Below are 22,899 nucleotides of genomic sequence, written 5' to 3'. Positions count from 1 at the left end.
CCGGACGGGGGTCCGTGGCCGCAAGGACGCGCAGATCGGCGATGCGGGTTCTGAACGCGACCCGAGAACGGACAGGAGGCCCGGTGCCAGCTGGCACCGAGCCTCCTGTCCGTGGGGTGTCAGGTCCTAGGACTCGATCTCACCCTGGGGCGTGTCGGTCGCGGCCTCGACCGCGGCTGCACCGGCGAGGACCTCTTCGCGGCCCGGCTGACGCCCGGTCTCGAAGTGGAACGCACCGTCGACGTAGTCGACCTTCACGTGGTCACCGGCGTTGAGCTCACCCTGCAGGATGTGCTCGGACAGCTGGTCCTCGACCTCGTGCTGCATCGCGCGACGCAGGGGCCGTGCACCGAGGGACGGGTCGAACCCGACCTTGATGAGCTGCTCCTTGGCCGGCAGCGTGAGCTCGACGGTCATGTCGCGGTCGAGCAGGCGGTCGGCCAGACGCTTCACGAACAGGTCCACGATCTGCAGCAGCTCGGGCTGCGACAGCTGCGGGAACACGATCGTGTCGTCGACACGGTTCAGGAACTCGGGCTTGAAGTGCTTCTTGAGCTCCTCGTTGACCTTGCCGCGCATGCGGTCGTAGCCGACGGCCGAGTCACCCTCGACCTGGAAGCCCACCGGGCCACCGGCGATGCCCTGCGAACCGAGGTTCGTGGTCATGATGATGACGGTGTTCTTGAAGTCGACCACGCGGCCCTGACCGTCGGTGAGACGGCCTTCCTCGAGCACCTGCAGCAGCGAGTTGAAGATGTCCGGGTGGGCCTTCTCGATCTCGTCGAACAGGACCACGGAGAACGGCTTGCGGCGCACCTTCTCGGTGAGCTGGCCGCCCTCCTCGAACCCGACGAACCCGGGAGGGGCACCGAACAGGCGGGACACGGTGTGCTTCTCACCGAACTCCGACATGTCGAGGGAGATCAGCGCACCCTCGTCGTCGAACAGGAACTCGGCGAGGGCCTTGGCGAGCTCGGTCTTCCCGACGCCCGTGGGCCCGGCGAAGATGAACGAGCCGGAGGGACGGTTCGGGTCCTTCAGGCCGGCACGTGTCCGGCGGATGGTCTTGGACAGGGCCGAGATGGCCTCTTCCTGACCGATGACGCGCTCGTGCAGCGCCTTCTCCATGAAGACGAGACGCGAGGTCTCCTCTTCGGTGAGCTTGAACACCGGGATGCCCGTGGCCTGGGCCAGGACCTCGGCGATGATGCCCTCGTCGACGGTGCCGGACGCGGCGACGTCACCCGCACGCCACTGCTTCTCGAGGCGGAGACGCTCGCCGAGGAGCTTCTTCTCCTCGTCGCGCAGGCTCGCGGCCTTCTCGAAGTCCTGCTCCTCGATGGCGGCTTCCTTCGACCCGCGGACCGTCGAGATCTTCTCGTCGAACTCGCGGAGCTCCGGCGGCGCCGACAGGATCGACAGACGCAGGCGAGCGCCGGCCTCGTCGATCAGGTCGATGGCCTTGTCCGGCAGGAAGCGGTCCTGCACGTAGCGGTCCGCCAGGTTCGCCGCGGCAACGATCGCGCCGTCGGTGATGGACACCTTGTGGAACGCCTCGTACTTGTCGCGCAGACCCTTGAGGATGTTGATCGCGTGGGGCAGCGACGGCTCGTTGACCTGCACCGGCTGGAAGCGACGCTCGAGTGCGGCGTCCTTCTCGAAGTGCTTGCGGTACTCGTCGAGCGTGGTGGCACCGATGGTCTGGAGCTCACCGCGGGCGAGGAGCGGCTTGAGGATCGAGGCAGCGTCGATCGCGCCCTCGGCTGCACCGGCACCGACGAGCGTGTGGATCTCGTCGATGAAGACGATGATGTCGCCGCGGGTCCGGATCTCCTTCGTGACCTTCTTCAGGCGCTCCTCGAAGTCACCGCGGTAGCGGGACCCGGCGATGAGCGATCCGAGGTCGAGCGAGTAGAGCTGCTTGTCCTTCAGCGTCTCGGGCACGTCGCCCTTGACGATCGCCTGGGCGAGGCCCTCGACGACGGCGGTCTTGCCGACGCCGGGCTCACCGATCAGGACGGGGTTGTTCTTGGAGCGGCGGGAGAGGATCTGCATGACCCGCTCCATCTCCTTCTCGCGCCCGATGACGGGGTCGAGCTTGCCGTCGCGCGCGGCCTGGGTGAGGTTCCGACCGAACTGGTCGAGGACCTGCGAACCCTGCTGCGCGTTCTGCTGCTGCTCGCCGCCGACGGCGACCGCTTCCTTGCCCTGGTAGCCGGACAGGAGCTGGATGACCTGCTGGCGCACCCGGTTCAGGTCGGCGCCGAGCTTCACGAGGACCTGGGCTGCGACACCCTCGCCCTCGCGGATCAGGCCGAGCAGGATGTGCTCCGTGCCGATGTAGTTGTGGCCGAGCTGCAGCGCCTCGCGCAGGGACAGCTCGAGCACCTTCTTGGCGCGCGGCGTGAACGGGATGTGCCCGGTCGGCTGCTGCTGGCCCTGCCCGATGATGTCCTGGACCTGCTCGCGCACGGCGTCGAGCGAGATGCCCAGCGACTCCAGCGCCTTGGCGGCGACGCCCTCGCCCTCGTGGATGAGGCCGAGGAGGATGTGCTCGGTGCCGATGTAGTTGTGGTTGAGCATCTTCGCTTCTTCTTGAGCGAGGACGACAACACGACGGGCCCGGTCGGTGAATCTCTCGAACATGTGCTCTCCCTTGGCCCCTGATGAGCGGAGCCGACGCTGTGCCGGTCTCGTGTGAGTCCGGCCAAGTACTTCGAGAGTAACCAGCGCTCCCCCCGGGGGCTGCACCTGTTCGCCGTGGGCGTGACCAGGGTGCGTCTTGTGCGCAGTGAGCGAACGACGAGACGGACTGGAGGCTCGTGGCCGGGCCACCACGGGCCTCCAGTCCGCTTGTCGGTCGCGCTGGGTCAGGCGCGCCGCACCGCGCGACGCAGGTCGCGTCGGAAGCGGCGAGCGTCGACGCCCAGGGCGTCGAGGACGTCGTGCGCCGAACCGGCGAGCGGATCGTCGACCGAGTCGAGCACGGCGAGGACGACGTGCGGTGGCCGGATGCGCTCCGAACGGCCGGCGATCGTCGCGGCGCGGGCGAGCACGCGCATCGCGGCGGGCGTGCACGCGACGCGGTCGTGTTCGCCGGGGCAGGTGGTGTGGGCACCGACGAAGGCGCGGATGCCGGAGCGGACGGTGTCCGGGGTGATCCGGTGGGCGTCGAGGACGGGGCGGAAGCGGGGCATGCCGGCGCAGAGCGTGACGGCGGCCAGCAGCAGGTGTTCGGCGTCGACGAAGCCGAAGCCGGACTCGTGGGATTCGAGGTCGGCGAGCAGCACGATCTCGCGGCCGTGCCGGACGGAAGGGAGGGCGACGGAGAGCTGAGCGGTCTGCATGTATTCAGAATATCGCATGTCTCTGCGAAGAGACAGCCCGCATGGGAGGTCCGCTCGGTACGATCCGGTCATGGAGCAGCCCGTCGTCGGCCTCGTCGTCCACCCGACCAAGAACGTGCAGGAGTCCGTGACGACCCTGCAGCGCTGGAACGCGTCCGGCCAGGGCGAGCTGCTCGCCCGGCGTGCGGACGCCCAGCGCATCGGTGGCGGGGTCGACGTGGTCGACGACGACGACTTCACGGACCGCGTCGACCTGGTCGTGGCCCTCGGCGGCGACGGCACCATGCTCGGCGCGATGCGGCTCGTGGCCAAGCGCCCGGTGCCCGTCCTCGGCGTGAACTACGGCAACGTCGGGTTCCTGGTCGAGATCGAGCCGCCCGAGCTCGAGAGCGCGCTGGAGCGGTTGTCCGCCGGCGAGTACCAGCTCGAGCCGCACCACGCGCTCGAGGCCCGGTTGTCCTGGGGTGGTGCCCGCACCGACTACCTGGCGTTCAACGACCTGACCATCGTGCGACGGCCGGGCTCCGGGCAGGTGTCGGCCGACCTCAGCGTCGGGGGCCTCGGGTACGGGTACTACCGGGCCGACGCCATCGTGGCAGCGACCCCGGCCGGCTCCACCGCGTACAACTACGCCGCCGGTGGGCCGGTGCTCTCCCCCGCGCTGTCCGGCTCGGTGGTGACGCCGGTCGCGCCGATGGCCGGGATCGACCGCTCCGTGGTGCTCGCCGCGCGGGAGCGCTACCGGTTCGACATCGCCGAGGGCACCAGGAGCGCTGCGCTCGAGGTGGACGGGCTCGTGGTCGGCGAGGTGGCCACCGGGGCACAGATCGACATGCGGCTCCGGAAGGACGCCGGGAGCGTGGTGCGCCTCGACGCCGAGCGGCACGGGCGCACCGGACGCGTGAAGCTCAGCCTGCTCGACCTGCCGGTGCGTCCCGACCAGCTGGTCGAGCTCATCCCGAGTGACCTGCGGCAGAAGCTCCGGCGCGAGATCGACGACTGACGCCGCGCCGGGGCTGGCCCTGGCTATGGCTATGGCCCCGGCTCCGGCCCCGGCTCCGGCTCCGGGAACGTGAATGGCCCGCTCGAGCAGTGCTCGAGCGGGCCGTCCCATCACCCCACCGAATCGTCTTCCCACAGAACGACCCGGTTTCCCCGCGCCGGCACGGGTGAACGTGCCGGCCGAAGTCCACTGACCTAGTCGGTCAGGTACAGCTGCATGTCCTGCGAGACCGCCTTGGCGAACAGACGCAGCTTGGCGCGCGACTCCACTCGGCTGACGGCCTGGCGGGTCGTGTGCACGATCTTCGAGATCTCGTCGAGGGTCATCGGCTTGTCGTCGTCCAGGCCGTAGCGCATGCGGATGACGTTCGCCTCGTCGCTGGGCAGCTCGGCGACGATGGAGCGGATGTCGCGGTGCAGCAGCGTCGTCTCGGTGAGCTCGTTCGGGCTCGCGGCGTCCTCGTCCTCGATGAAGTCACCGAGTTCGCTGTCGTCGGAGTCGCCGACCACGGTGTGGATCGAGACCGGCTCGTGCGAGCGGCCCTTGAGGTCGACGAGTTCCTCGACGCTCATGCTCAGCTCGGCGGCCACTTCCTCCGGCATCGGCGCGCGGCCGAGGTCGACGGTCAGGTCACGCTCGGTGCGCGAGATCTTGTTGATGAGCTCGACGGTGTGCACCGGGATGCGGATCGTGCGCGCCTTGTCGGCGAGACCACGGGAGATGGCCTGACGGATCCACCAGGTGGCGTAGGTCGAGAACTTGTAGCCCTGCGTGAAGTCGAACTTCTCGACCGCACGGACCAGGCCGAGGTTGCCTTCCTGGATGACGTCCATGAAGGGCAGGCCGCGCTGCGAGTACCGCTTGGCGATGCTCACGACGAGGCGGAGGTTCGAGGTGATCATGCGCTCCTTGGCGCGCTCACCGTCACGGACGAGCCAGCGGAGTTCACGCTGCAGGGTCTTCGCGAGGCCCTTCTCGGTGGCGAGCTTCTCTTCGGCGAAGAGCCCGACCTCGATGCGGCGTGCGATCTGCGCTTCTTCCTCGGCGGTGAGGAGCGAGAGGCGGCCGATGTGACGGAGGTAGTCGCCGACCTGGTCGACCGAGGCGCCGCGGACACCGGCGAGCTGCTCGTCGGCCTCGACCTCGGTGTCGAGGGAGGTGGTGGCGGACTCGGCGGTCGCGGTCTTCGATGCCGATGCCTTCTTGGTGGCGGTGCGGCGGGTGGTGCTGGGTGCAGCCGTTGCGATCGTCATGGTGTTTCTCCCTGCGTTCGACGGTGATGGCTTCGTGGGGCGTTGCCGGGGGGTGCTGATGAGTAAAGCGGCCCGGAGGTGTACCCCACAAATCGTTCGGAGCGATTCTCAGGGTTCTCCGTGCTTCATCATCGAAAGCGTCCCCCGCGGGGTACAGCCCACCGACAGTCTGGTCCCCCAATCGGCCCTGGATCAAGCGGATAACGCCGTGTTTCCGGCGTTGCAGGCGTGTTTCACCAGCGTTTCCGATCGTGTACCCCAGGCGACTGCGTACTCCGGACATGCAAAAGGGGTACGTCCGACCGGATCAGTGCGATCTGGTCGTCGTACCCCGAATACCGAATGGGTGGGGGTCACCAGGAGGGTTCGAGCCACCCGTCCCGGCGCTTGGAGACCTCGAGGTCTGCGTCTCGGTCGAACTCGTCGTACTCGCTCTCGATGTCACCGACGAGGCTGCGGCCCGTGAAGGGATGTGCGGTGGTTGCCATGCGGACGATGCTCACCCCGGCACGCGTCGGCGAGGTGAACGGTGCGTGACGGTCCGTCGGCGCTCAGACGTCGAGGTCGTCGACGTCGCCCTCGTCGTCGAGCGGTCCGTCGTCGCTGCCGACGGGCGAGACGGACGCTCCGGACACCGGGTGCCCGAAGGCGTCCTCCACGTCGAGGTCGTCGAGGTCATCGACGCCGGCGGCGGACTCCGGGATGGTGGGCATGCGCGACAGGATCACACCGCGCGGTGAACACGGGGTGAAGTGGATCGTGGGCGGGCGGCTACTCGGCCGACGTCGGAGCCGGCGCGGGGCGACCGTGCTCACGCTCGAAGCGGGCGCGCTCCTCGGCCTCGACCTTGGCGTACGCGGCACGCTCGGTCCGGTCGGCACGCATGATCGCGCGCATCACGAACCAGAAGATCAGGCCGACGACGATGGTCGGCGTCAGGGCGAAGACGATCCCGCTTACGACTCCTTCAGGCACCCGAGCATCGTACCCCGGTGGACCGGGAGCTACTTGACCAGCGGGAACAGGATCGTCTCGCGGATGCCCAGGCCCGTGATGGCCATGAGCAGGCGGTCGATCCCCATGCCCATGCCGCCCGACGGGGGCATCGCGTGCTCCAGGGCCCGCAGGAAGTCCTCGTCGACGCGCATCGCCTCGAGGTCACCGCCGGCCGCGAGCTTCGCCTGCTCGACGAACCGCTCCCGCTGCACGACCGGGTCGACGAGCTCCGAGTACGCCGTGCCCAGCTCGAAGCCGCGGACGTACAGGTCCCACTTCTCGACGACGCCAGGACGGGTGCGGTGCTGCCGGGTGAGCGGCGAGGTGTCGACCGGGAAGTTCATCACGAAGGTCGGGCGGTCGAGCGAGTCGATGACGAAGTGCTCCCAGAGCTCCTCGACGTACTTGCCGTGCGTGGCGTGGGCGACCTCGACGCCCTCGGCCTCGGCGAGCGTCTGCAGCTCGGACAGCGGGGTCTCCGGGCTGATCTCGCGCCCCGCGGCCTCGGACAGCGAGCCGTACATGTCGATGCGGGGCCACTCGCCACCCAGGTCGTAGGTGCTGCCGTCGGGCAGGGTGACCTCGAGCGCACCACCGGTGACCGCGCGGGTCGCGTTCTGCACGAGCTCCTGCGTCAGGTCGGCCATCTGCTCGTAGTTGCCGTACGCCTGGTACGCCTCGACCATCGCGAACTCGGGCGAGTGCGACGAGTCAGCGCCCTCGTTCCGGAAGTTGCGGTTGATCTCGAACACCCGGTCGATGCCACCGACGACGGCACGCTTCAGGAACAGCTCGGGTGCGATGCGCAGGAACAGCTCGGTGTCGAAGGCGTTCGAGTGCGTCACGAACGGTCGAGCCGAGGCGCCGCCGTGCTGGGTCTGCAGCATCGGGGTCTCGACCTCGAGGTACTCGTGCGCGGTGAAGGTCTGGCGGATCGAGGCCATCACGGCAGCGCGGGCACGCACGGTGGCTCGGGCCTCGTCGCGGACGATGAGGTCGAGGTAGCGCTGGCGGACCCGCGTCTCCTCGTTGAGCTCGTTGTGCAGGTTCGGCAGCGGCAGGATCGCCTTCGCGGCGATCGCCCAGTCGTCGACCATGATCGACAGCTCACCGCGGCGCGAGGAGATCACCCGGCCGTGCACGAACACGTGGTCGCCCAGGTCGACGAACTCCTTCCAGCGGGCGAGGGACTCGTCCCCCACCTCGGCCAGGGAGACCATCGCCTGGATGCGCGAGCCGTCGCCGGACTGCAGGGACGCGAAGCAGAGCTTGCCGGTGTTGCGCGAGAACACCACACGACCCGCGATGCCCACGACGTCCTGGGTCTCCTCGCCGGTCTCCAGGTGCGCGTACTGCTCGCGCACGGCCGGGATCGTCGTGGTGATGGGGAGCTCGGCGGGGTACGCCTCGATGCCCGACTCCAGCAGCTTCGCCCGCTTGTCGAGCCGGACCTGTCGCTGCTCGCTGGTCTCCTGCTCGGCCAGTGCGGCGGCGTCGGCGATCGCGGTGTCGGGGGTGACGGTCTCGTCGGTCATGCGGGTGCGGCTCCGATGGTCGTGGGGGTCGGGGGAAATGCTACCCGCGCCGCGGTCCCGCCCCCGAACCGTGCTCGCCCGAGAGCGCGGTCACAACTCCCCGCCCGCACCACGCCCACCGGTCACGATCCGTCGGCTTGAGCACGCGCAACCGACAGGTCGTGACCACTCGGGCGAACTGAGCGGGGAGTCGTGACCTCTCGAGCGCCCGGCCCCGACCGACTCCCCGCGCCGCGGTCCCGCCCCCGAACCGCTAGAGCGCCGACTGCCCGTCGGCGGCGGTCAACGCGTTGTCGACGGCGGAGCGGACGAGCGCACCGAGGACACGACCCGGGTGTTCGACGCCGATGCCGGACAGGGTGCCCGCCGACTGGTCGACGATCGCGGTCGAGAAGCTCACGGCGGCCCGCACCGCATCAGCGTAGGCGGGCCGGTCACCCTCGGCCACGACGAACGGTTCGGCGCCCATCTCGACCACGAGCGCCTGCGCGATCGGCAGGACGGGCGCCGGGGCGGTCACCGCGCAGTACGCGTCGCGCAGCCGGGACAGGTCGACGCTCGTGCCCGTGAAGGCCATCGCGGGGTGGATCGCCAACGGGATGGCACCGGCCGCCATCGCCGGGGCGAGGATGCCGACGCCGTGGTCCGGGCTGGTGTGCACGACGAGCTGCCCCGGCTGCCAGATCCCGGCGTCCGCCAGCCCCTGCACGAGCGAGGCGAGCTGGTCGTCCGGCACCGCGAGCAGCACGAGTTCGCTCCGCTCGACCAGGTCGGGCGTCGCGAGCACCGGGGCGCCGGGCAGCATGGCCTCGGCGCGGTCACGGCCCTCGTCGGACACGGCGGTCACCCCGACGACGGCGTGCTCCGCGTTCGCCAGGGCTGCTCCGAGGACGGGTCCGACCCGTCCGGCGCCGACGATGCCGACCCCGAGACGCCCCGCCCTCATCGTGCGGCTCCGGTCGGCGGGACGTCGTCCCAGCCGGCGGGGACGGCGCCGGACCGGTGGTCCGCCGCCTGCCCGGCAGGGGCTCCGGACCCGGGCACGGTGTCGGCCGCAGCGTGCGCGGCGGCCGCGGGACGGGCCTCCCGTTCGCGCCAGCGGTGGGTCGTGTCGACCGCGGCCGCCTCGACGGCACGCTGCGTCGTCTCCGCCCACAGGCGCTGCGCGTCCCGCGCGTCGAGCGCGCCGACGCGGGCCGAGACCGGGCCGGCCACGGTGTGGACGTGGACGGCCGCGAGCCGCAGGGCACGCTCGAGGGGACCCTGCTCGACCTTGACGCTCTGCACCCGGGGCAGCGGCACGATGACGAGCGAGCGCCACACGGCACCGAGCCGCAGCAGCACCGCACCCTGCACGAACCGGTAGCCGTTGCGGCGGAACGCGAACGGACGGAGCCAGGCGCCACGGCGTGGGGAGTGCACGAAGCCGCCGCGGTCGCCCGAGGTGGTGAGGCTGTCGTCGACGACGTCGACGGCTTCGGCTGCCCCCTCGCGCAGGGCTTCCTGCGAGGCCTCGGGGCCGGCGACGACGGTGCCGACGAGCCCCGGCAGGATGATGTCGAGGACCTCGCGGACGTCCGCCGTGGTGCCCACGGGCAGCACGATCGAGGACACCTGCTGGTTGCTCGACGCCCCGTTGCCGGCGCTCGTCGCACGGTTGATGCGGATGTCCCACCAGCCGAACGGACGCCACAGCAGCGGCTGCGCGACGCTGACGGCGTGGATGCGCCCCGGCGGCAACGTCTCGTTCGACGTCGAGACCAGCCCGAAGCCGATCCGGATGCCGTCGCGGGTCTCGGCGATCGTGTACTGCAGCGAACGGGAGAACTTGCGGACGTAGTAGCCACCGGCACCGAGCACGGCGGGGAACAGCCCGAACAGCACCGCGAACTCGCCGGTGAGGGCGACGCTGACGATCATGCCGGCGATGACGAGCAGCAGGAACAGCGTCGTGCCGGACAGCAGCATCGACGCGATGAGCCGACCGGGGCGCACCTTGACGATGCGGGTCGCGTGCACGGCTGCCGGGTCGAGCTCGGGCGAGAACATCTCGTCGACGCGGTCCTGCAGTGCCCCGTGCGACTGTCGCGACGGACCGCCGTGGCCGTCGTCGTCCTTCGCGCCGGACGCGAGCACCAGGATCCGCTGCCGCAGATCGTCGGCGGCGCGGGCCCCGAGGTAGGCGAGCTGCACGTTGGCGTCGTTGCCGGCCTGCGCGATCTCGAGCTTGGCGGTGCCGAACACCCGGGGCACGAGCGGCCGCTGGATGTTGATGCCCTGGATCCGGTCGAGCCGGGCCTTGCGGTGGTTCCGGAACAGCACGCCCGAGCGCACCTCGACGATCTCACCGGTGACGCGGAACTCGTGCATGCGCCAGGACAGGTAGAACAGCCCGATCAGCACCAGGAGCAGCACCACGATGCCGAGCAGGACCCAGCCGACGACGCCGTGCTCGTACACGTACCGGACCGGGTCACCGTCCTCCTGCTGCTCGCCCGGGATGAAGAACTCGACGAGCTGGTCACGCAGGCTGTTCAGCACGTAGCCGAGGATGACGATGAGGAAGATCCCGCCCTTGAGCAGCGGGGTCAGCGGGTGCAGGCGGTGCCACTCGCCGTCGGTCAGGGGCGCCGCGGCGGCCGCGTTGCCCCGGGTGGGCGGGGCGGGCGGAGCGGGTGGCGGGGTGCCCGGTCGGAAGGTCACGGACGACCCCTACAGTCCGGCGCGACGGGACTCGGCGAGCTCGACGAGGCGGTCGCGCAGTTCGTCGGCGTCCGCTGCCGGCACACCCGGGATCCGGACGTTCGTCACGGCCGCGGCGGTCACGAACTTGAGCTCGCTCATGCCGAGCGCCCGGTCGAGCGGCCCACGGGCGACGTCGACGAGCTGCATCCGGCCGTACGGCACGGCCGTGAACCGCTGCCACATGAGGCCACGGCGCACGACCAGGTCGTCGTCGCGGAGCGCGTAGCCGATGGCCCGGACCCGTCGAGGCGTGAGCGCCGCGGTGATCGCCGTGGTGACCGCGACGACGATGCCGATGGAGAGCCAGACCGTGCCGGCCCCGGAACCGAAGCCGTCGGTGACGATCCCGATGAGCACGCAGCCCGCGGTGAGCACGACACCGATCACGAGCGTGGTGATGAGTTCGGTCCACACGAGCTTCGCGGACACCCGCTGCCAGGCGATCCCACCGAGGCCGAGGCCGGGCTCGTCGAGTCGTTCACGCGGCATCGCGGGCCTCCTGGGGTTGCTCGGTCAGTTCACGGTCGTCGAACCGTTGCGGGGATCGTCACGGTCGTCGTCGTCACCCGGAGGTGCGATGCACATGCGCTCTGCCACGAGTGCGCAGACCGTCAGGACGATCCCGCCCCCGACGGCGATCACGTTCGGCAGGGTCGAGCCTAGCGAAGGCGTCGCGGAACGGGTCAGCAGGTACAGCACGAGGCCGAGGGCGAACCCGCCGAGCAGCGTGCCGCAGATGCTGGACGCCTTCGCGAGCACGACGACCCGCGTCGCGTAGAGCGGGTCGACCGGCCGCTGGCGTCCAGCGCCGTCGCGCGCGTGCCGGCGCACCGGGCGTGCCATGAGCACGACGGCGACGCCGATGAACGCGAGCGTGACGCCGAGCGGGATCGAGAACAGGAACGTCGGCAGCTGGCGCGACGCCAGGACGGCGTCGAGTGCGAAGCCGGCGACCACCGTCACGACGGCGATGCTGATCAGCGTGGAGGCACGGGTGGGCTTCATGCGCTGGTCGCGCTCCCCGCAGGCCTGGAGGCCCGTGCCGGCTCAGCGAACAGGCGCGGCTCGTCGACGCGCTCGGTGTCGTCCCCCACGGCGGTGAGCAGGTCGGCCACCGGTCCGGCACCGGGCAGGACGGCCTCGGGGTCGGCGTCGAGCCACGGGGCGAGCACGAACGCGCGCTCCGCTGCCCGGGGGTGGGGCACGACCAGGGTGTCCGTGGCGATCCGCAGGTCATCCACGGCGACGACGTCGAGGTCCAGGGTGCGGTCGCCCCACCGGACCTCGCGCGCGCGGCCGTGGGCGTCCTCGATGCCGTGCAGGGCGTCGAGGAAGGCCTGCGGCTCGAGGTCGGTGTCGACGACCACGACGGCGTTCCGGTAGCGGGGCTTCGACGTGTCGAGGCCGTCGAGGGTCACGGCGACCGACTCGACCTCGCGGCTCGATGCCACCGGCTCGACCCCGGGCAGGGCGGCGATCGCGGTGGCGGCGGCGCGGAGCGTGCTCCCCCGGTCGCCGAGGTTCGCTCCGAGGGCGACGACGACCCGGTGGGTCATTCTTCTTCCTCGTCCGGCACCGTGGCGCCGCGGGAGCGCCGGATGGTGATCGAGACGTCGGTGAACGGCACGGTGATCGGGGCCTGCGGCTTGTGCACCGTGACCTCGGTCGCGAGTGCGGCACGGTGGGTGAGCACGGCTGCGGCGATGCGTTCGGCCAGGGTCTCGATCAGGTCGACCGGGTCGCGTTCGATCTCGGCGACGACCTGCTCGGCGAGGACGCCGTAGTGCACGGTGGCGTCGAGGTCGTCGCTGCCCGAGGCGGCGCGGGCGTCGAGCTCCACGGCGACGTCGACGACGAAGTCCTGGCCGTCCTCGCGCTCGTGGTCGAAGACGCCGTGGTGTCCGCGGGCGCGGACCCCGGTGAGTCGGATGGTGTCGTTCACGATCGAGCTGCCCTCCAGGCGTCCCAGACGTCGAGCACGGCACGGGTCGGTGCCGGGTCGTGCACGCGCACACCCCACGCGCCGCGTTCGGCGGCGAGCAGGCTGATGGCGGCGGTGGCGAGGTCGCGCTCCCTGGGCGGGGCACCCTCGGGGCTCCCGACACCGTCGAGGAACCGCTTGCGTGAGGCGGCGACGAGCACCGGCAGGCCGATCGAGGCGAAGCGCTCGTAGCCGGCCAGGATCTCCCAGTTCTGCACGCCGTGCTTGGCGAAGCCGAGGCCCGGGTCGATGACGACCTGCTCCTGCCGGACGCCGAGCACGATGAGTTCGGCGACTCGGAGCTCGACCTCACGCCGGACCTCCTCGACCGCGTGGGTGTACTCGGCGTTGCGGTACATCCGGTCGCTGTGGCCGCGCCAGTGCATGACGACGAAGCCGACGCCCGTCGACGCCACCACCCGGGCCATGTCCGGGTCGGCGAGCCCGCCGGAGACGTCGTTGACGATGGCGGCACCGAGGTCGACGGCACGTTCGGCCGTCGCGGCGTTCATCGTGTCGACGCTGACCGGGATGCCTTCGGCCACGAGCTGCTGCACGACCGGCAGCACCCGTTCCTGCTCGACCGGCACGGGCACGCGCTCGGAACCGGGGCGGGTGGACTCCCCACCGACGTCGATGACGTCCGCACCGGCGGCGACGAGGTCCCGTGCGTGCTGCACGGCGGCGTCGTAGGCCTGGTGCAGCCCGCCGTCGCTGAACGAGTCGGGGGTGACGTTGAGGATGCCGAGCACCCGGGTGCGCTCCTCGGCCGGACCACCGCGGTCACGGCGACGGCCGGTCACGACCTCGGGCACCGGCTGGGGTGCACGGAGGTCGATCGCGACCGTCGCCGGTTCGGCGGCGGCGGCGCGGGCACGACTCACCTCGGCGAGTCGACGCTCTCGTCGCGTCGGCAGCTCGGTCATGCCGGCCTACGCGGGGGCGATACCCGGGTTGCCGAACGGGCGACGACGGGTCTTCGAGGTCGACTCGGAGTCCGACGGGTCCGCTGCGGTCGAGGCGGCCTTGCCGGGCACGTCGATCGCGGGCAGGTTGCTGACCGGGCGCTTGTCGCTGGAGAGCCACTGCGGGCGCTCCGGCAGCTTGCGGACGTCCTTGAAGATCTCCACGAGCTCCGGGGCGTCGAGCGTCTCCTTCTCGAGGAGCTCGCCGGCCAGGCGGTCGAGGATGTCGCGGTTGTCGTTGAGCACCTGGTAGGCCTCGTCGTGCGCGGCCTCGAGCAGGGCGCGGGTCTCGGCGTCGACCGTCTGGGCGATGGTCTCCGAGTAGTCGCGACCGGTGCCACCGCTCATGTCACGGCCGACGAACGGCTCGCTCGAACCGGACCCGAGCTTGACGGACCCGACGGCCTGGCTCATGCCGTACTCGGTCACCATCTTGCGGGCGGTGCCGGTGGCCTTCTCGATGTCGTTCGAGGCGCCCGTGGTCGGGTCGTGGAACACGATCTCCTCCGCGACGCGACCACCCATGGCGTACGTGAGCTGGTCGAGGAGCTCGTTGCGGGTGACCGAGTACTTGTCCTCGAGCGGGAGCACCATCGTGTAGCCGAGGGCACGGCCGCGGGGCAGGATCGTGATCTTCGTGACCGGGTCGGTGTGCCGCATCGCCGCTGCCGCCAGGGCGTGGCCGCCCTCGTGGTACGCGGTGATCAGGCGTTCCTGGTCGGACATGATCCGGGTGCGACGCTGCGGGCCGGCCATCACGCGGTCGACGGCCTCGTCGAGGGCACGGTTGTCGATGAGCTGCGCGTTCGAACGGGCGGTCAGCAGGGCCGCCTCGTTCAGGACGTTCGCCAGGTCGGCACCGGTGAAGCCCGGCGTCTTGCGGGCGAGCAGCTCGAGGTCGACGCTCGCGGCGAGCGGCTTGCCCTTCGCGTGCACCTCGAGGATCTGCTTGCGGCCGGCGAGGCCCGGGGCGTCGACGCCGATCTGGCGGTCGAAACGGCCGGGGCGCAGGAGCGCGGGGTCGAGCACGTCGGGACGGTTCGTCGCGGCGATGAGGATGACGTTCGTCTTGCCGTCGAAGCCGTCCATCTCGACCAGGAGCTGGTTCAGCGTCTGCTCGCGCTCGTCGTTGCCACCGCCGATGCCGGCACCACGGTGACGACCGACGGCGTCGATCTCGTCGATGAAGACGATGGCCGGCGAGTTCGCCTTGGCCTGCTCGAAGAGGTCACGGACACGGCTCGCACCGACACCGACGAACATCTCGACGAAGTCCGAACCGGAGATCGAGTAGAACGGCACGCCGGCTTCTCCCGCGACGGCGCGGGCGAGCAGGGTCTTGCCGGTTCCGGGAGGGCCGTAGAGCAGCACGCCCTTCGGGATCTTCGCCCCGACGGCCTGGAACTTCGCGGGCTCCTTGAGGAACTCCTTGATCTCGTGCAGTTCCTCGATCGCCTCGTCGGCACCCGCGACGTCGGCGAACGACACCTGCGGGTTCTCCTTGTTGTTGATCTTGGCCTTCGACTTGCCGAACTGCATGACCTTCGAGCCGCCACCCTGGGCGCTCGAGAGCAGGAACCAGAACAGGGCACCGATGATCAGGAACGGCAGCAGGATGCCGAGCAGCGACAGGAACCAGTTGCCCTGGGCGACGCGGTCGTTGTAGCCGTCCGGCAGGTTGGCGTCGTTGACGGCCTGCACCACCTCTTCGCCGCGGGGCGTGGAGTAGTAGAACTGCTCCTGCTTGTCCCCGTCCTTCAGGACGAGGTCGACCCGCTGCTCGGTGGAGTTGATGGTCGCGGACGAGACCTTGTCATCGGAGAGCTGCTCGAGACCCTTCTGGGTGTCGATCTCTTGCGTGCTGCCCTGGCTGATGACGCTCCAGCCGATGAAGATGCCCGCCAGCGCGATCAGCACGTAGAGGTACGGGCCGCGGAAGATGCGCTTGAAGTTCATGTGATCCGGGCGCGAGTGCCCGACACCTTTCTCTGCCGAAGTTGCGTGCAGGTCAGCATACGGCCGCGATTCTGTGGCGAGAATGGGTGTCCTCTGCGGGCGAACTCACCCCCGGGCCAGAGTCGGCCGAGTGCGGCCCGAGCGCGGCGGGCCGCCCGTCAGGAGTAGACGTGCGGAGCGAGGACGCCGACGCCGCGCAGGTTGCGGTAGCGCTCGTCGTAGTCCAGGCCGTACCCGACCACGAAGGCGTCGGGGATGTCGAAGCCCACGTACTTCACGTCGACCTCGACCTTGGCGGCCTCGGGCTTGCGCAGCAGGGCGACGATCTCGACGCTCGCGGCACCACGGGACTGCAGGTTTTGCTTGAGCCACGACAGGGTCAGACCGGAGTCGATGATGTCCTCGACGATCAGGACGTCGCGCCCGTGCAGGTCGGTGTCGAGGTCCTTGAGGATCCGCACCACGCCGGACGACTTCGTGCCGGAGCCGTACGACGACACCGCCATCCAGTCCATCCGCGCCTGCATCTTGAGGTGGCGCGAGAAGTCCGCCATCACCATGACGGCACCCTTGAGCACCCCGACGAGCAGCGGGTCGCGGCCCGCGTAGTCGGCGTCGACGACCGCCGCGAGCTCGGCGAGCTTCTCGTCGATCTGCTCGGGGGTGAAGAGCACTTCGGACAGGTCTGCCTGGACGTCGGAGAGTTCCACCACGCCAGCCTAACCGGCGCTGAACTCGATGCGGTCGCCGGTCCGCGTGGCACGGACGCCCGGCAGGTCGATCGGGCCCTGTCCGCTCCAGTCCGTGACCAGCCGGCAGACCTCGAGCGTCTGGACGCGCGACAACGTCACCCCGAACTCGCTCTCCACCGCCAGGCGCACGAGTCGCTGCCGGAGCGCCGGCGGGTTCGCCCCGAGCGCCCGCACCGACAGCGAGATGCCCGCCTCGGAGTGCTCGGCGATGTCCTCCGCGATCTCCTCGGCGAAGTGGTCCAGCGCCGCGGAGTCCTCGCGCAGCTGGTCGGCCGTGCGGGCCAGGGCCTCGGGCACCCCGGCACCGAGCTCCCGTTCGAGCACCGGCAGCAGGGTGTTCCGCACCCGCACCCGTGCGTACGCGGGGTCGTCGTTCTGCGGGTCGCGCCACGGCGCCAGCCCCGCTGCGGCGCACGCCTGCCGGGTCACGTGGCGCCGGACCGACAGGAGCGGCCGGCCGTACGCCGGACCGCCGTCGCGTCGGGCGAGCGGTTGCATGCCGGACAGGCTGTCCGGCCCGCTGCCGCGCAGCAGGCCGAGCAGCACCGTCTCGGCCTGGTCGTCCAGGGTGTGGCCCAGCAGCACCAGGGGTGACCCGGTGGCGGCGGCGACCTCGGCGATCGACGCGTGGCGGGCCTCCCGGGCGGCGCCTTCCGGACCACCGTCGGAGCCGACCGTGACCCTGCGGACCGTCACCGGGTCGAGTCCCAGCTCGGATGCCTGCCGGGAGGCGCGGCTCGCGACCGCCTCGGAGCCCGCCTGGAGCGCGTGGTCGACGACCACTGCCCCGGCCCGCAGACCCTGCTTGCCCGCTTCGAACGCGGTGGCCGCCGCCAGGGCGAGGGAGTCCGGTCCGCCGCTCAGTGCGACGAGGACCAGGTCGCCTGCTGCGACCACGCCGTCGTCGACGGCTGCGGCGAGCAGGTCGCGGACCGCCAGGCGGGTCTCGGCGACGGCGGGGTCGAGCCGGGGACGCGGAGAGTTCACCCGGTAACGTTAGCCGCGCTTTCGCAACACACGACAGTCCCCGAAGCAGACACAGGAGCGCAACATGGCCGCGTACGACGTCGTCGTCGAGATCCCCAAGGGCAGCCGCAACAAGTACGAGGTGGACCACGAGACCGGTCGCGTCTACCTCGACCGCGTGCTGTTCACCTCGTTCGTCTACCCCACCGACTACGGGTTCTTCGAGAAGACCCTGGCCGACGACGGTGACCCCGTGGACGCGCTGCTGCTGCTCGAGTTCCCGACGTTCCCCGGCGTCGGCGTCAAGGTCCGCCCCGTCGGCGTCTTCAAGATGAGCGACGAGGCCGGCAACGACGAGAAGGTCCTCGTCGTCCCCGCCAAGGACCCGCGCTGGGCGCACATCCAGGACATCTCGGACGTGCCGGAGCAGACGAAGGCCGAGATCGCGCACTTCTTCGAGCGCTACAAGGACCTCGAGCCGAACAAGTGGGTCAAGGCCGAGGGCTGGGGCGACGCCGCCGAGGCCGAGCGCATCGTGCAGGCCGGTCAGGCCGCGTACGTGCCCGGCTCGCACTGACGATCCCCTGACGACGAACGGCGCCCGCTCTCCTTCCGGAGGGCGGGCGCCGTTCTGTGGTGATGCTGTCGCGCGGGGCGGGGCGTGCGGGGGCGCGGCGTGCGTGGGCGCGCCTGGTGGAACGGGCGTACCGGGTGGAAACGGGCGTACCTGGTGCGTTGATCCGTGCAGGTACGCCCGATCTCACTTGGTACCGCAGCCGCTCTGGGAAAGAACGGGCACTCCGGGAGCGGGCTACAGGGAACCGCTCGGGCGGGCGACGTACGGCATGAGCTGGTTCGGCAGCCAGATGGCGCGCTCGACGACGCCGACGCCGGGGCGGGCGGCCTCGACCATGGTGCCGTAGCTCGTCACGATCGAGTCGTGGTACGCCCCCGAGGCCGTGCCGTTCGACGAGTAGAACAGGATGTCGCCGGGCTGGCGCTGGGACAGCGGGACGAGGCGGCCGATCGACTTGAAGTAGTTGTACTGCCAGACGACGTTGTGTCCGCCGGTCGCGATGCCCTGCGAGTTGTAGGCCATCATCACGAGCCCGGAGCAGTCCCAGGTGTTCGGGCCGGCGCCACCGAGGAGGTACGCCTTGCCGAGCTGCCCACGGGCGTAGGAGATCGCGCCGGCGGCCTTCGAGGGGCTGCTCGGGGCAGGAGCGGGGGCCGGGGCGGGCGCCGGAGCGGGGGCGGGGGCGGGGGCGGGGGCCGGAGCAGGCGCGGGTGCCGGCTTGCTCGGGGTGCTCGGCTTCGCGGGGGTGCCGGGGTTCGACGGGGTGCTGGGCTTGGACGGCGTGCTCGGGACGGCCGGGGTGGAGGTCCCGCCGCCGGTGCTGCCGGTGCTGCCGGTGCCGCCCGTGTTGCCACCGCTCGTGCCGCCGCCGGTGGCGTTCCCGGTGCCGGAGCCGTTCCCAGTGCCGGCGTCGTTTGTCTGCTTCGCGATGGCGGCCGCGGCGGCCTTCGCCTGCTGCGCACTCCAGTACGCGGTCTCCGTCGCGACGCTCGTGCCCTTCAGGTACGCGAGCTGGCGCAGGACCTCGGCCTGCTGGTCCTGCTCCTTCTGCACCCGGGCCTGGGCGCCCGCGGCCACGTCGTTGGCCGTCGCGAAGGTGGTCTTCGTCGCCTCGGTCGCCTTGCTCAGGGCCTTCTCGGCCGCGGACTGCTGGGCGGCCAGGGACTCGACGGTCTTCTGGTCGGCGCGTGCCTCGGCCAGGACGGTCGCGGAGCGCTCGGACAGGTGCGACATCGTGCCGACGCGGTAGAGCAGGTCCTTCGAGTCCGACGAGTCCATGAGCATGGTCGTCGACAGGTCACCGCCGCCCGTGCGGGACAGCTCGACCACGAGCCCGGCGACCTGACCGGCCGAGTCGTCCGCCCGGGCCTTCGCACGCTTCGACTGCGCGGACAGGTCGGCGAGGGTGTCCTTCGCCTCCTGCTGCTGCGACGCCGCGAGGGCGTACGCCTGCCCGGCCTGCTGCTCGGCGACACCGGCCTGGTCGGCGGCGTCCTGCAGCGTGCCGAGCCGGTCGCTCAGCTCGTCGACCGTCTGCTGGGCGTCGGCGGCATCCGACTTGGCGGCCTTGACGTCGTCCCAGGACGGACCCGAGGGTGCGGCCTGGGCCGGTCCGGCGATGACGACCGACAGGCCGATCCCGAGCACGGCGATGGTCGCGATCCCGCAGGAGAACGAGCGAGCGGAGGTGGTCATGACGTGGGTCGACGCCTTCTGGTGGCGCTGATGCTCATACCGAGATCCCCCGCGCTGCCATGAAGGGGACCGGGTCGACGGCAGCGCCGTTGATCCGGGTCTCGAAGTGGAGGTGGCACCCGGTCGACCAGCCGGTCGAGCCGATCTTGGCGATCTGCTGTCCGGCGGTGACGTGCTGTCCGGCGGTGACCATGATCCCGCCGTCGACGACGTGGCCGTACGCGGTGGAGATGCCGCCGCCGTTGTCGAGGATGACCTCGTTGCCGTACCCGCCACCGTTGCCGGCGAAGGTGACGGTGCCGTCGTGCGCCGCGTAGATCGGGGCGTAGCACGCCGGGGCCAGGTCGACGCCCGCGTGCAGGGCGCTGACGTGCGTGTAGGGGTCGACGCGGTAGCCGTACGGGCTGGTCTGGAACCCGCCGGCGGGTCGGACCCACCCGGCCGGGTTGGCGCTGCCGCCACCGGTGCCGCCCTGGCTGGTCGCCGCGGCCTTGGCTGCTGCCTTCGCGGCGGCTGCTGCGAGGCGGGCCTGGCGGGCCTTCTCGGCAGCGACGCCCTTGCGGTAGTCGGCCTCGACGCCGCGCTGCTTCGAGGTGAGCGCGGTCAGCTGCGCCTCGAGCCGGGCCTCGTTGTCGTTCTGGGCGTCCACCGCGGTCTGTGCGGCGTCGGCGGCACCCTGGGCCTGCTGCATCTTCGACTGTGCGGCGTCGGCCAGGTCCCCGAGGGCCTGCTTGGCGCGGTCCGCCTTGTCGGCGAGGCCCTGGGCCACACCGCGGTCCTGCGAGGCCTGCGCGTAGATGCCCTCGGACTGCTCGCTGAGCTTCGACATGGCGCCGAGCTCGTAGAGCAGGTCGCCGGAGTCGGACGGGTGCGTGAGGATGTCCGTCGTCACGTCGTCACCGCTGGTGCGACCGAGCTGGGCGGCGAGCTGACCGGCCTGCTCCTCGGACCGTGCGGCGGTCTGCTTGGCCTCATCGGCCTGCGACTGGAACTTCTTCTGCTTGAGCGTCGCCTCGTCGTACTTGTTCTGCGCGGCCTGGTACGCCTCGCCCGCGGCCTGTGCGGCCTTCTGCTTGGCAGCGGCCTCGCTCTTCAGCGATGAGATGAGCGACTTGATCTCGCTGACCTTGGCCTGCTGGGCACTGGTCGACGACTTCGCCCGCTGCACCTCGTCCCAGCTCGGGTAGCTCGCGGCGCTGGCGGACGACGCCGGGGCGAGGACCGCGAGCGTGCCGGCTGTGAGCGCGACGGCGACCGCGGCGGCGATCAGGCGGCTGCGGGAGCGGAGGGAGAAGGGAGTGGAGGTCGACATGTATCTCGATTTCGTAACAGCGCGGCAAGGCTCACGCACGTAACACTGTTAACAGGTGCAACAGTAACAACAGGGGTCGCAGGCTCGACAGCCCCTCGGACGAGGGGTGCGGCCGCCGACGATGCTCGCACCGACAGCATCGGAGATCCGTGCGCTGACGGCGCGACACGCCGGGGATGCACGGTTGGCGGGGTCGGATTTGTGAAACCCGGGGGGCATCCGTATGCTTGTCCATCGGTAGCGCGATGCACTGCTTGCGGCCCTATCGTTTAGTGGCCTAGGACACCGCCCTTTCACGGCGGCAGCACGGGTTCGAATCCCGTTGGGGTCACTCCTTGAGTGAGCGAGCAAGTAGTACTGAACAACACCACAGCAATTCAATATGGCCCTGTAGCGCAGCTGGTTAGCGTGCCGCCCTGTCACGGCGGAGGTCGCGGGTTCAAGTCCCGTCAGGGTCGCCACGGCTGGATAGCTCAGTTGGTAGAGCGTTCGACTGAAAATCGAAAGGTCCACGGATCGATGCCGTGTCCAGCCACCGGTAAAGGCCCCCTGCTTCGGCAGGGGGCCTTTTCCGTTGTCTGGCCGGTGTGACCTGCTCGCAAAACACCGGTGTTCGCGCATCGAGCCGCGGCATGCGCGTGTTCAACGGGCGAACACCGGTGTTTTGCGGACTGCCTACGCCTCGCGGGTCTTCGGGCTGCTGTCGTTCGTCTTCGCCGGGTCGCGCTCGACCACCGCGCCCAGGGCATCGTCGATCCGTGACATGAGCTCTGCCGGGATCGTGACGCCGGCAGCGCCCGCGTTGTCGTGCACCTGCTCCGGACGCGAGGCACCGATGATCGCCGAGGCGACGTTCTCGTTCTGCAGGACCCAGGCGACCGCGAGCTGCGCCATCGACAGGTTCAGCTCGTCGGCGACCGGCTGCAGCTCCTGCACCGAGGACAGCACCTCGTCGCGCATGAACCGCTTGATCATGTCCGCGCCGCCCTTGTCGTCGGTCGCGCGGGAGCCCTCGGGCAGCGGCTGACCCGGCTTGTACTTGCCGGTGAGCACACCCTGGGCGATCGGCGACCAGACGATCTGCGAGATGCCGAGTTCCTTCGAGGTGGGGACGACCTCGTCCTCGATGACCCGCCACAGCGCCGAGTACTGCGGCTGGTTCGAGATGAGCTGGAAGCCGAGGTCCTTCGCGAGCGCAGCGCCGGCCCGCAGCTGGTCCGCGGTCCACTCGCTGACGCCGACGTACAGGACCTTGCCCTGACGCACGATGTCCGCGAAGGCCTGCATCGTCTCTTCGAGCGGGGTCTCGTGGTCGTAACGGTGCGCCTGGTACAGGTCGACGTAGTCCGTCTGCAGCCGCTGCAGCGAGCCGTCGATCGACTCGAGGATGTGCTTGCGGGACAGTCCGGTGTCGTTGTGGCCCTTCGGACCGGTCGGCCCGAACACCTTCGTGGCGATCTCGAGGGACTGGCGCCGCTCCCCCTTGAGCGCTTCGCCGAGGACCGTCTCCGCGCCGGTGTTGGCGTAGACGTCGGCGGTGTCGAACGTCGAGATGCCGACCTCGAGGGCTGCCTTGACGCAGGCGATCGCCGCGTCGTTCTCGACCTGGGATGCGTGGGTGAGCCAGTTGCCGTAGGTGATCTCGGAGACCTTGAGGCCCGAGTTGCCGAGGTAGCGGTACTCCATGTGCGTGTCACTCCTGTCGTGGGGCGCGTCGGTGCGACCCGAACCGTGACGGTAGTCCGACGTCGTCGGCGCGCACTCGGCAAGGCGGCGCGGCGCTGTACGATGATGTTTCAGAAACGGTCGGCAAAGA

22 protein-coding genes and 3 tRNA genes are annotated in these 22,899 nt (G+C 70.3%); 5 read left to right on the top strand and 20 right to left on the bottom strand.

All coding sequences use genetic code 11. From position 1 onward, the window contains the following. Positions 1-126: 126 nt before the first annotated feature. Together DEJ29_RS00955 and DEJ29_RS00950 are read right to left on the bottom strand one after the other, a co-directional pair. Entirely contained in the window at positions 127-2,646 is a 2,520-nt protein-coding gene (locus DEJ29_RS00955) for an ATP-dependent Clp protease ATP-binding subunit (RefSeq protein WP_111095852.1), read from the bottom strand. Between the two features lie 224 nt (positions 2,647-2,870). After that, complete coding sequence (locus DEJ29_RS00950; protein ID WP_181422596.1) at positions 2,871-3,347, bottom strand: Clp protease N-terminal domain-containing protein; 477 nt, start codon at positions 3,345-3,347, stop codon at positions 2,871-2,873. 70 nt (positions 3,348-3,417) lie between these two features. Here DEJ29_RS00950 and DEJ29_RS00945 point away from each other — a divergent pair, with 70 nt between their 5' ends. Then, positions 3,418-4,350 (top strand): NAD(+)/NADH kinase, encoded by a 933-nt coding sequence (locus DEJ29_RS00945; RefSeq protein ID WP_071404515.1) that lies wholly within the window; start codon positions 3,418-3,420, stop codon positions 4,348-4,350. 194 nt (positions 4,351-4,544) lie between these two features. On the opposite strand, the gene DEJ29_RS00940 is transcribed toward DEJ29_RS00945, so the two are convergent. The 15 genes from DEJ29_RS00940 to tilS form a co-directional block, all read right to left on the bottom strand. Then, positions 4,545-5,603, bottom strand: a complete 1,059-nt coding sequence (locus tag DEJ29_RS00940) for a sigma-70 family RNA polymerase sigma factor (RefSeq protein ID WP_035809350.1) — start codon at positions 5,601-5,603, stop codon at positions 4,545-4,547. Positions 5,604-5,956: 353 nt separating this feature from the next. After that, positions 5,957-6,091 carry a hypothetical protein gene (locus DEJ29_RS00935; protein WP_258320880.1) on the bottom strand — a complete coding sequence of 45 codons (135 nt, stop codon included), beginning with the start codon at positions 6,089-6,091 and terminating at the stop codon, positions 5,957-5,959. 63 nt (positions 6,092-6,154) lie between these two features. Further along, entirely contained in the window at positions 6,155-6,316 is a 162-nt protein-coding gene (locus DEJ29_RS00930) for a hypothetical protein (RefSeq protein ID WP_181436817.1), read from the bottom strand. Positions 6,317-6,374: 58 nt separating this feature from the next. Further along, entirely contained in the window at positions 6,375-6,578 is a 204-nt protein-coding gene (locus DEJ29_RS00925) for a hypothetical protein (protein ID WP_071245264.1), read from the bottom strand. A 29-nt stretch (positions 6,579-6,607) separates the two neighbouring features. Continuing rightward, a complete protein-coding gene (lysS, locus tag DEJ29_RS00920; protein WP_111095850.1) occupies positions 6,608-8,134 on the bottom strand; it encodes a lysine--tRNA ligase in 1,527 nt (508 codons plus the stop codon). Positions 8,135-8,387: 253 nt separating this feature from the next. Further along, positions 8,388-9,080, bottom strand: coding sequence for a Rossmann-like and DUF2520 domain-containing protein (locus DEJ29_RS00915; RefSeq protein ID WP_181436816.1), 693 nt, complete (start codon positions 9,078-9,080; stop codon positions 8,388-8,390). Then, positions 9,077-10,837 (bottom strand): PH domain-containing protein, encoded by a 1,761-nt coding sequence (locus tag DEJ29_RS00910; protein ID WP_284173977.1) that lies wholly within the window; start codon positions 10,835-10,837, stop codon positions 9,077-9,079. The genes DEJ29_RS00915 and DEJ29_RS00910 overlap by 4 nt, the downstream gene beginning before the upstream one ends. A 9-nt stretch (positions 10,838-10,846) precedes the next feature. Beyond that, positions 10,847-11,368 carry a PH domain-containing protein gene (locus tag DEJ29_RS00905; RefSeq protein ID WP_111096121.1) on the bottom strand — a complete coding sequence of 174 codons (522 nt, stop codon included), beginning with the start codon at positions 11,366-11,368 and terminating at the stop codon, positions 10,847-10,849. Between the two features lie 24 nt (positions 11,369-11,392). Next, positions 11,393-11,884: a DUF3180 domain-containing protein gene (locus tag DEJ29_RS00900; RefSeq protein ID WP_071404509.1), complete on the bottom strand. Its 492-nt coding sequence runs from the start codon at positions 11,882-11,884 to the stop codon at positions 11,393-11,395. Further along, positions 11,881-12,435, bottom strand: a complete 555-nt coding sequence (gene folK / locus DEJ29_RS00895) for a 2-amino-4-hydroxy-6-hydroxymethyldihydropteridine diphosphokinase (protein WP_111096122.1) — start codon at positions 12,433-12,435, stop codon at positions 11,881-11,883. Before folK ends, DEJ29_RS00900 begins: the two co-directional genes overlap by 4 nt. Then, positions 12,432-12,821: a dihydroneopterin aldolase gene (gene folB / locus DEJ29_RS00890; protein WP_214550217.1), complete on the bottom strand. Its 390-nt coding sequence runs from the start codon at positions 12,819-12,821 to the stop codon at positions 12,432-12,434. The genes folK and folB overlap by 4 nt, the downstream gene beginning before the upstream one ends. After that, positions 12,818-13,786 carry a dihydropteroate synthase gene (folP, locus tag DEJ29_RS00885; protein WP_173032459.1) on the bottom strand — a complete coding sequence of 323 codons (969 nt, stop codon included), beginning with the start codon at positions 13,784-13,786 and terminating at the stop codon, positions 12,818-12,820. The genes folB and folP overlap by 4 nt, the downstream gene beginning before the upstream one ends. 6 nt (positions 13,787-13,792) lie before the next feature. Beyond that, positions 13,793-15,781, bottom strand: coding sequence for an ATP-dependent zinc metalloprotease FtsH (gene ftsH, locus DEJ29_RS00880; RefSeq protein ID WP_027467057.1), 1,989 nt, complete (start codon positions 15,779-15,781; stop codon positions 13,793-13,795). A gap of 158 nt (positions 15,782-15,939) precedes the next feature. Beyond that, positions 15,940-16,491, bottom strand: coding sequence for a hypoxanthine phosphoribosyltransferase (hpt, locus tag DEJ29_RS00875; protein WP_017887686.1), 552 nt, complete (start codon positions 16,489-16,491; stop codon positions 15,940-15,942). Positions 16,492-16,500: 9 nt separating this feature from the next. Further along, positions 16,501-17,520: a tRNA lysidine(34) synthetase TilS gene (gene tilS, locus DEJ29_RS00870; protein WP_110863571.1), complete on the bottom strand. Its 1,020-nt coding sequence runs from the start codon at positions 17,518-17,520 to the stop codon at positions 16,501-16,503. Positions 17,521-17,584: 64 nt separating this feature from the next. On the opposite strand from tilS, the gene DEJ29_RS00865 reads away from it, so the two are divergent. Next, the gene (locus DEJ29_RS00865; RefSeq protein WP_027467055.1) at positions 17,585-18,076 is read left to right on the top strand and encodes an inorganic diphosphatase; all 492 of its coding nucleotides are present in this window, start codon (positions 17,585-17,587) and stop codon (positions 18,074-18,076) included. 234 nt (positions 18,077-18,310) lie between these two features. Here DEJ29_RS00865 and DEJ29_RS00860 read toward each other — a convergent pair whose 3' ends face one another. Together DEJ29_RS00860 and DEJ29_RS00855 are read right to left on the bottom strand one after the other, a co-directional pair. Further along, the gene (locus tag DEJ29_RS00860; RefSeq protein ID WP_284173976.1) at positions 18,311-19,771 is read right to left on the bottom strand and encodes a C40 family peptidase; all 1,461 of its coding nucleotides are present in this window, start codon (positions 19,769-19,771) and stop codon (positions 18,311-18,313) included. Positions 19,772-19,805: 34 nt separating this feature from the next. Beyond that, complete coding sequence (locus DEJ29_RS00855) at positions 19,806-21,083, bottom strand: M23 family metallopeptidase (RefSeq protein ID WP_111095596.1); 1,278 nt, start codon at positions 21,081-21,083, stop codon at positions 19,806-19,808. 258 nt (positions 21,084-21,341) lie between these two features. Here DEJ29_RS00855 and DEJ29_RS00850 point away from each other — a divergent pair. The 3 genes from DEJ29_RS00850 (at position 21,342) to DEJ29_RS00840 (ending at position 21,618) form a co-directional block, all read left to right on the top strand. Beyond that, a tRNA-Glu gene (locus DEJ29_RS00850) sits at positions 21,342-21,414 on the top strand. A 53-nt stretch (positions 21,415-21,467) separates the two neighbouring features. Continuing rightward, positions 21,468-21,544 (top strand) — tRNA-Asp (locus DEJ29_RS00845). A 1-nt stretch (position 21,545) separates the two neighbouring features. Continuing rightward, positions 21,546-21,618, top strand: a tRNA-Phe gene (locus tag DEJ29_RS00840). A 140-nt stretch (positions 21,619-21,758) separates the two neighbouring features. Here the strand turns inward: DEJ29_RS00840 and DEJ29_RS00835 are convergent. Then, entirely contained in the window at positions 21,759-22,769 is a 1,011-nt protein-coding gene (locus tag DEJ29_RS00835; protein WP_071404504.1) for an aldo/keto reductase family protein, read from the bottom strand. Between the last annotated feature and the right edge of the window lie 130 nt (positions 22,770-22,899).

This window comes from Curtobacterium sp. MCPF17_021, assembly GCF_003234605.2.
GTDB lineage: Bacteria > Actinomycetota > Actinomycetes > Actinomycetales > Microbacteriaceae > Curtobacterium > Curtobacterium flaccumfaciens.
This window is presented reverse-complemented; position numbering and strand designations above follow the sequence as displayed.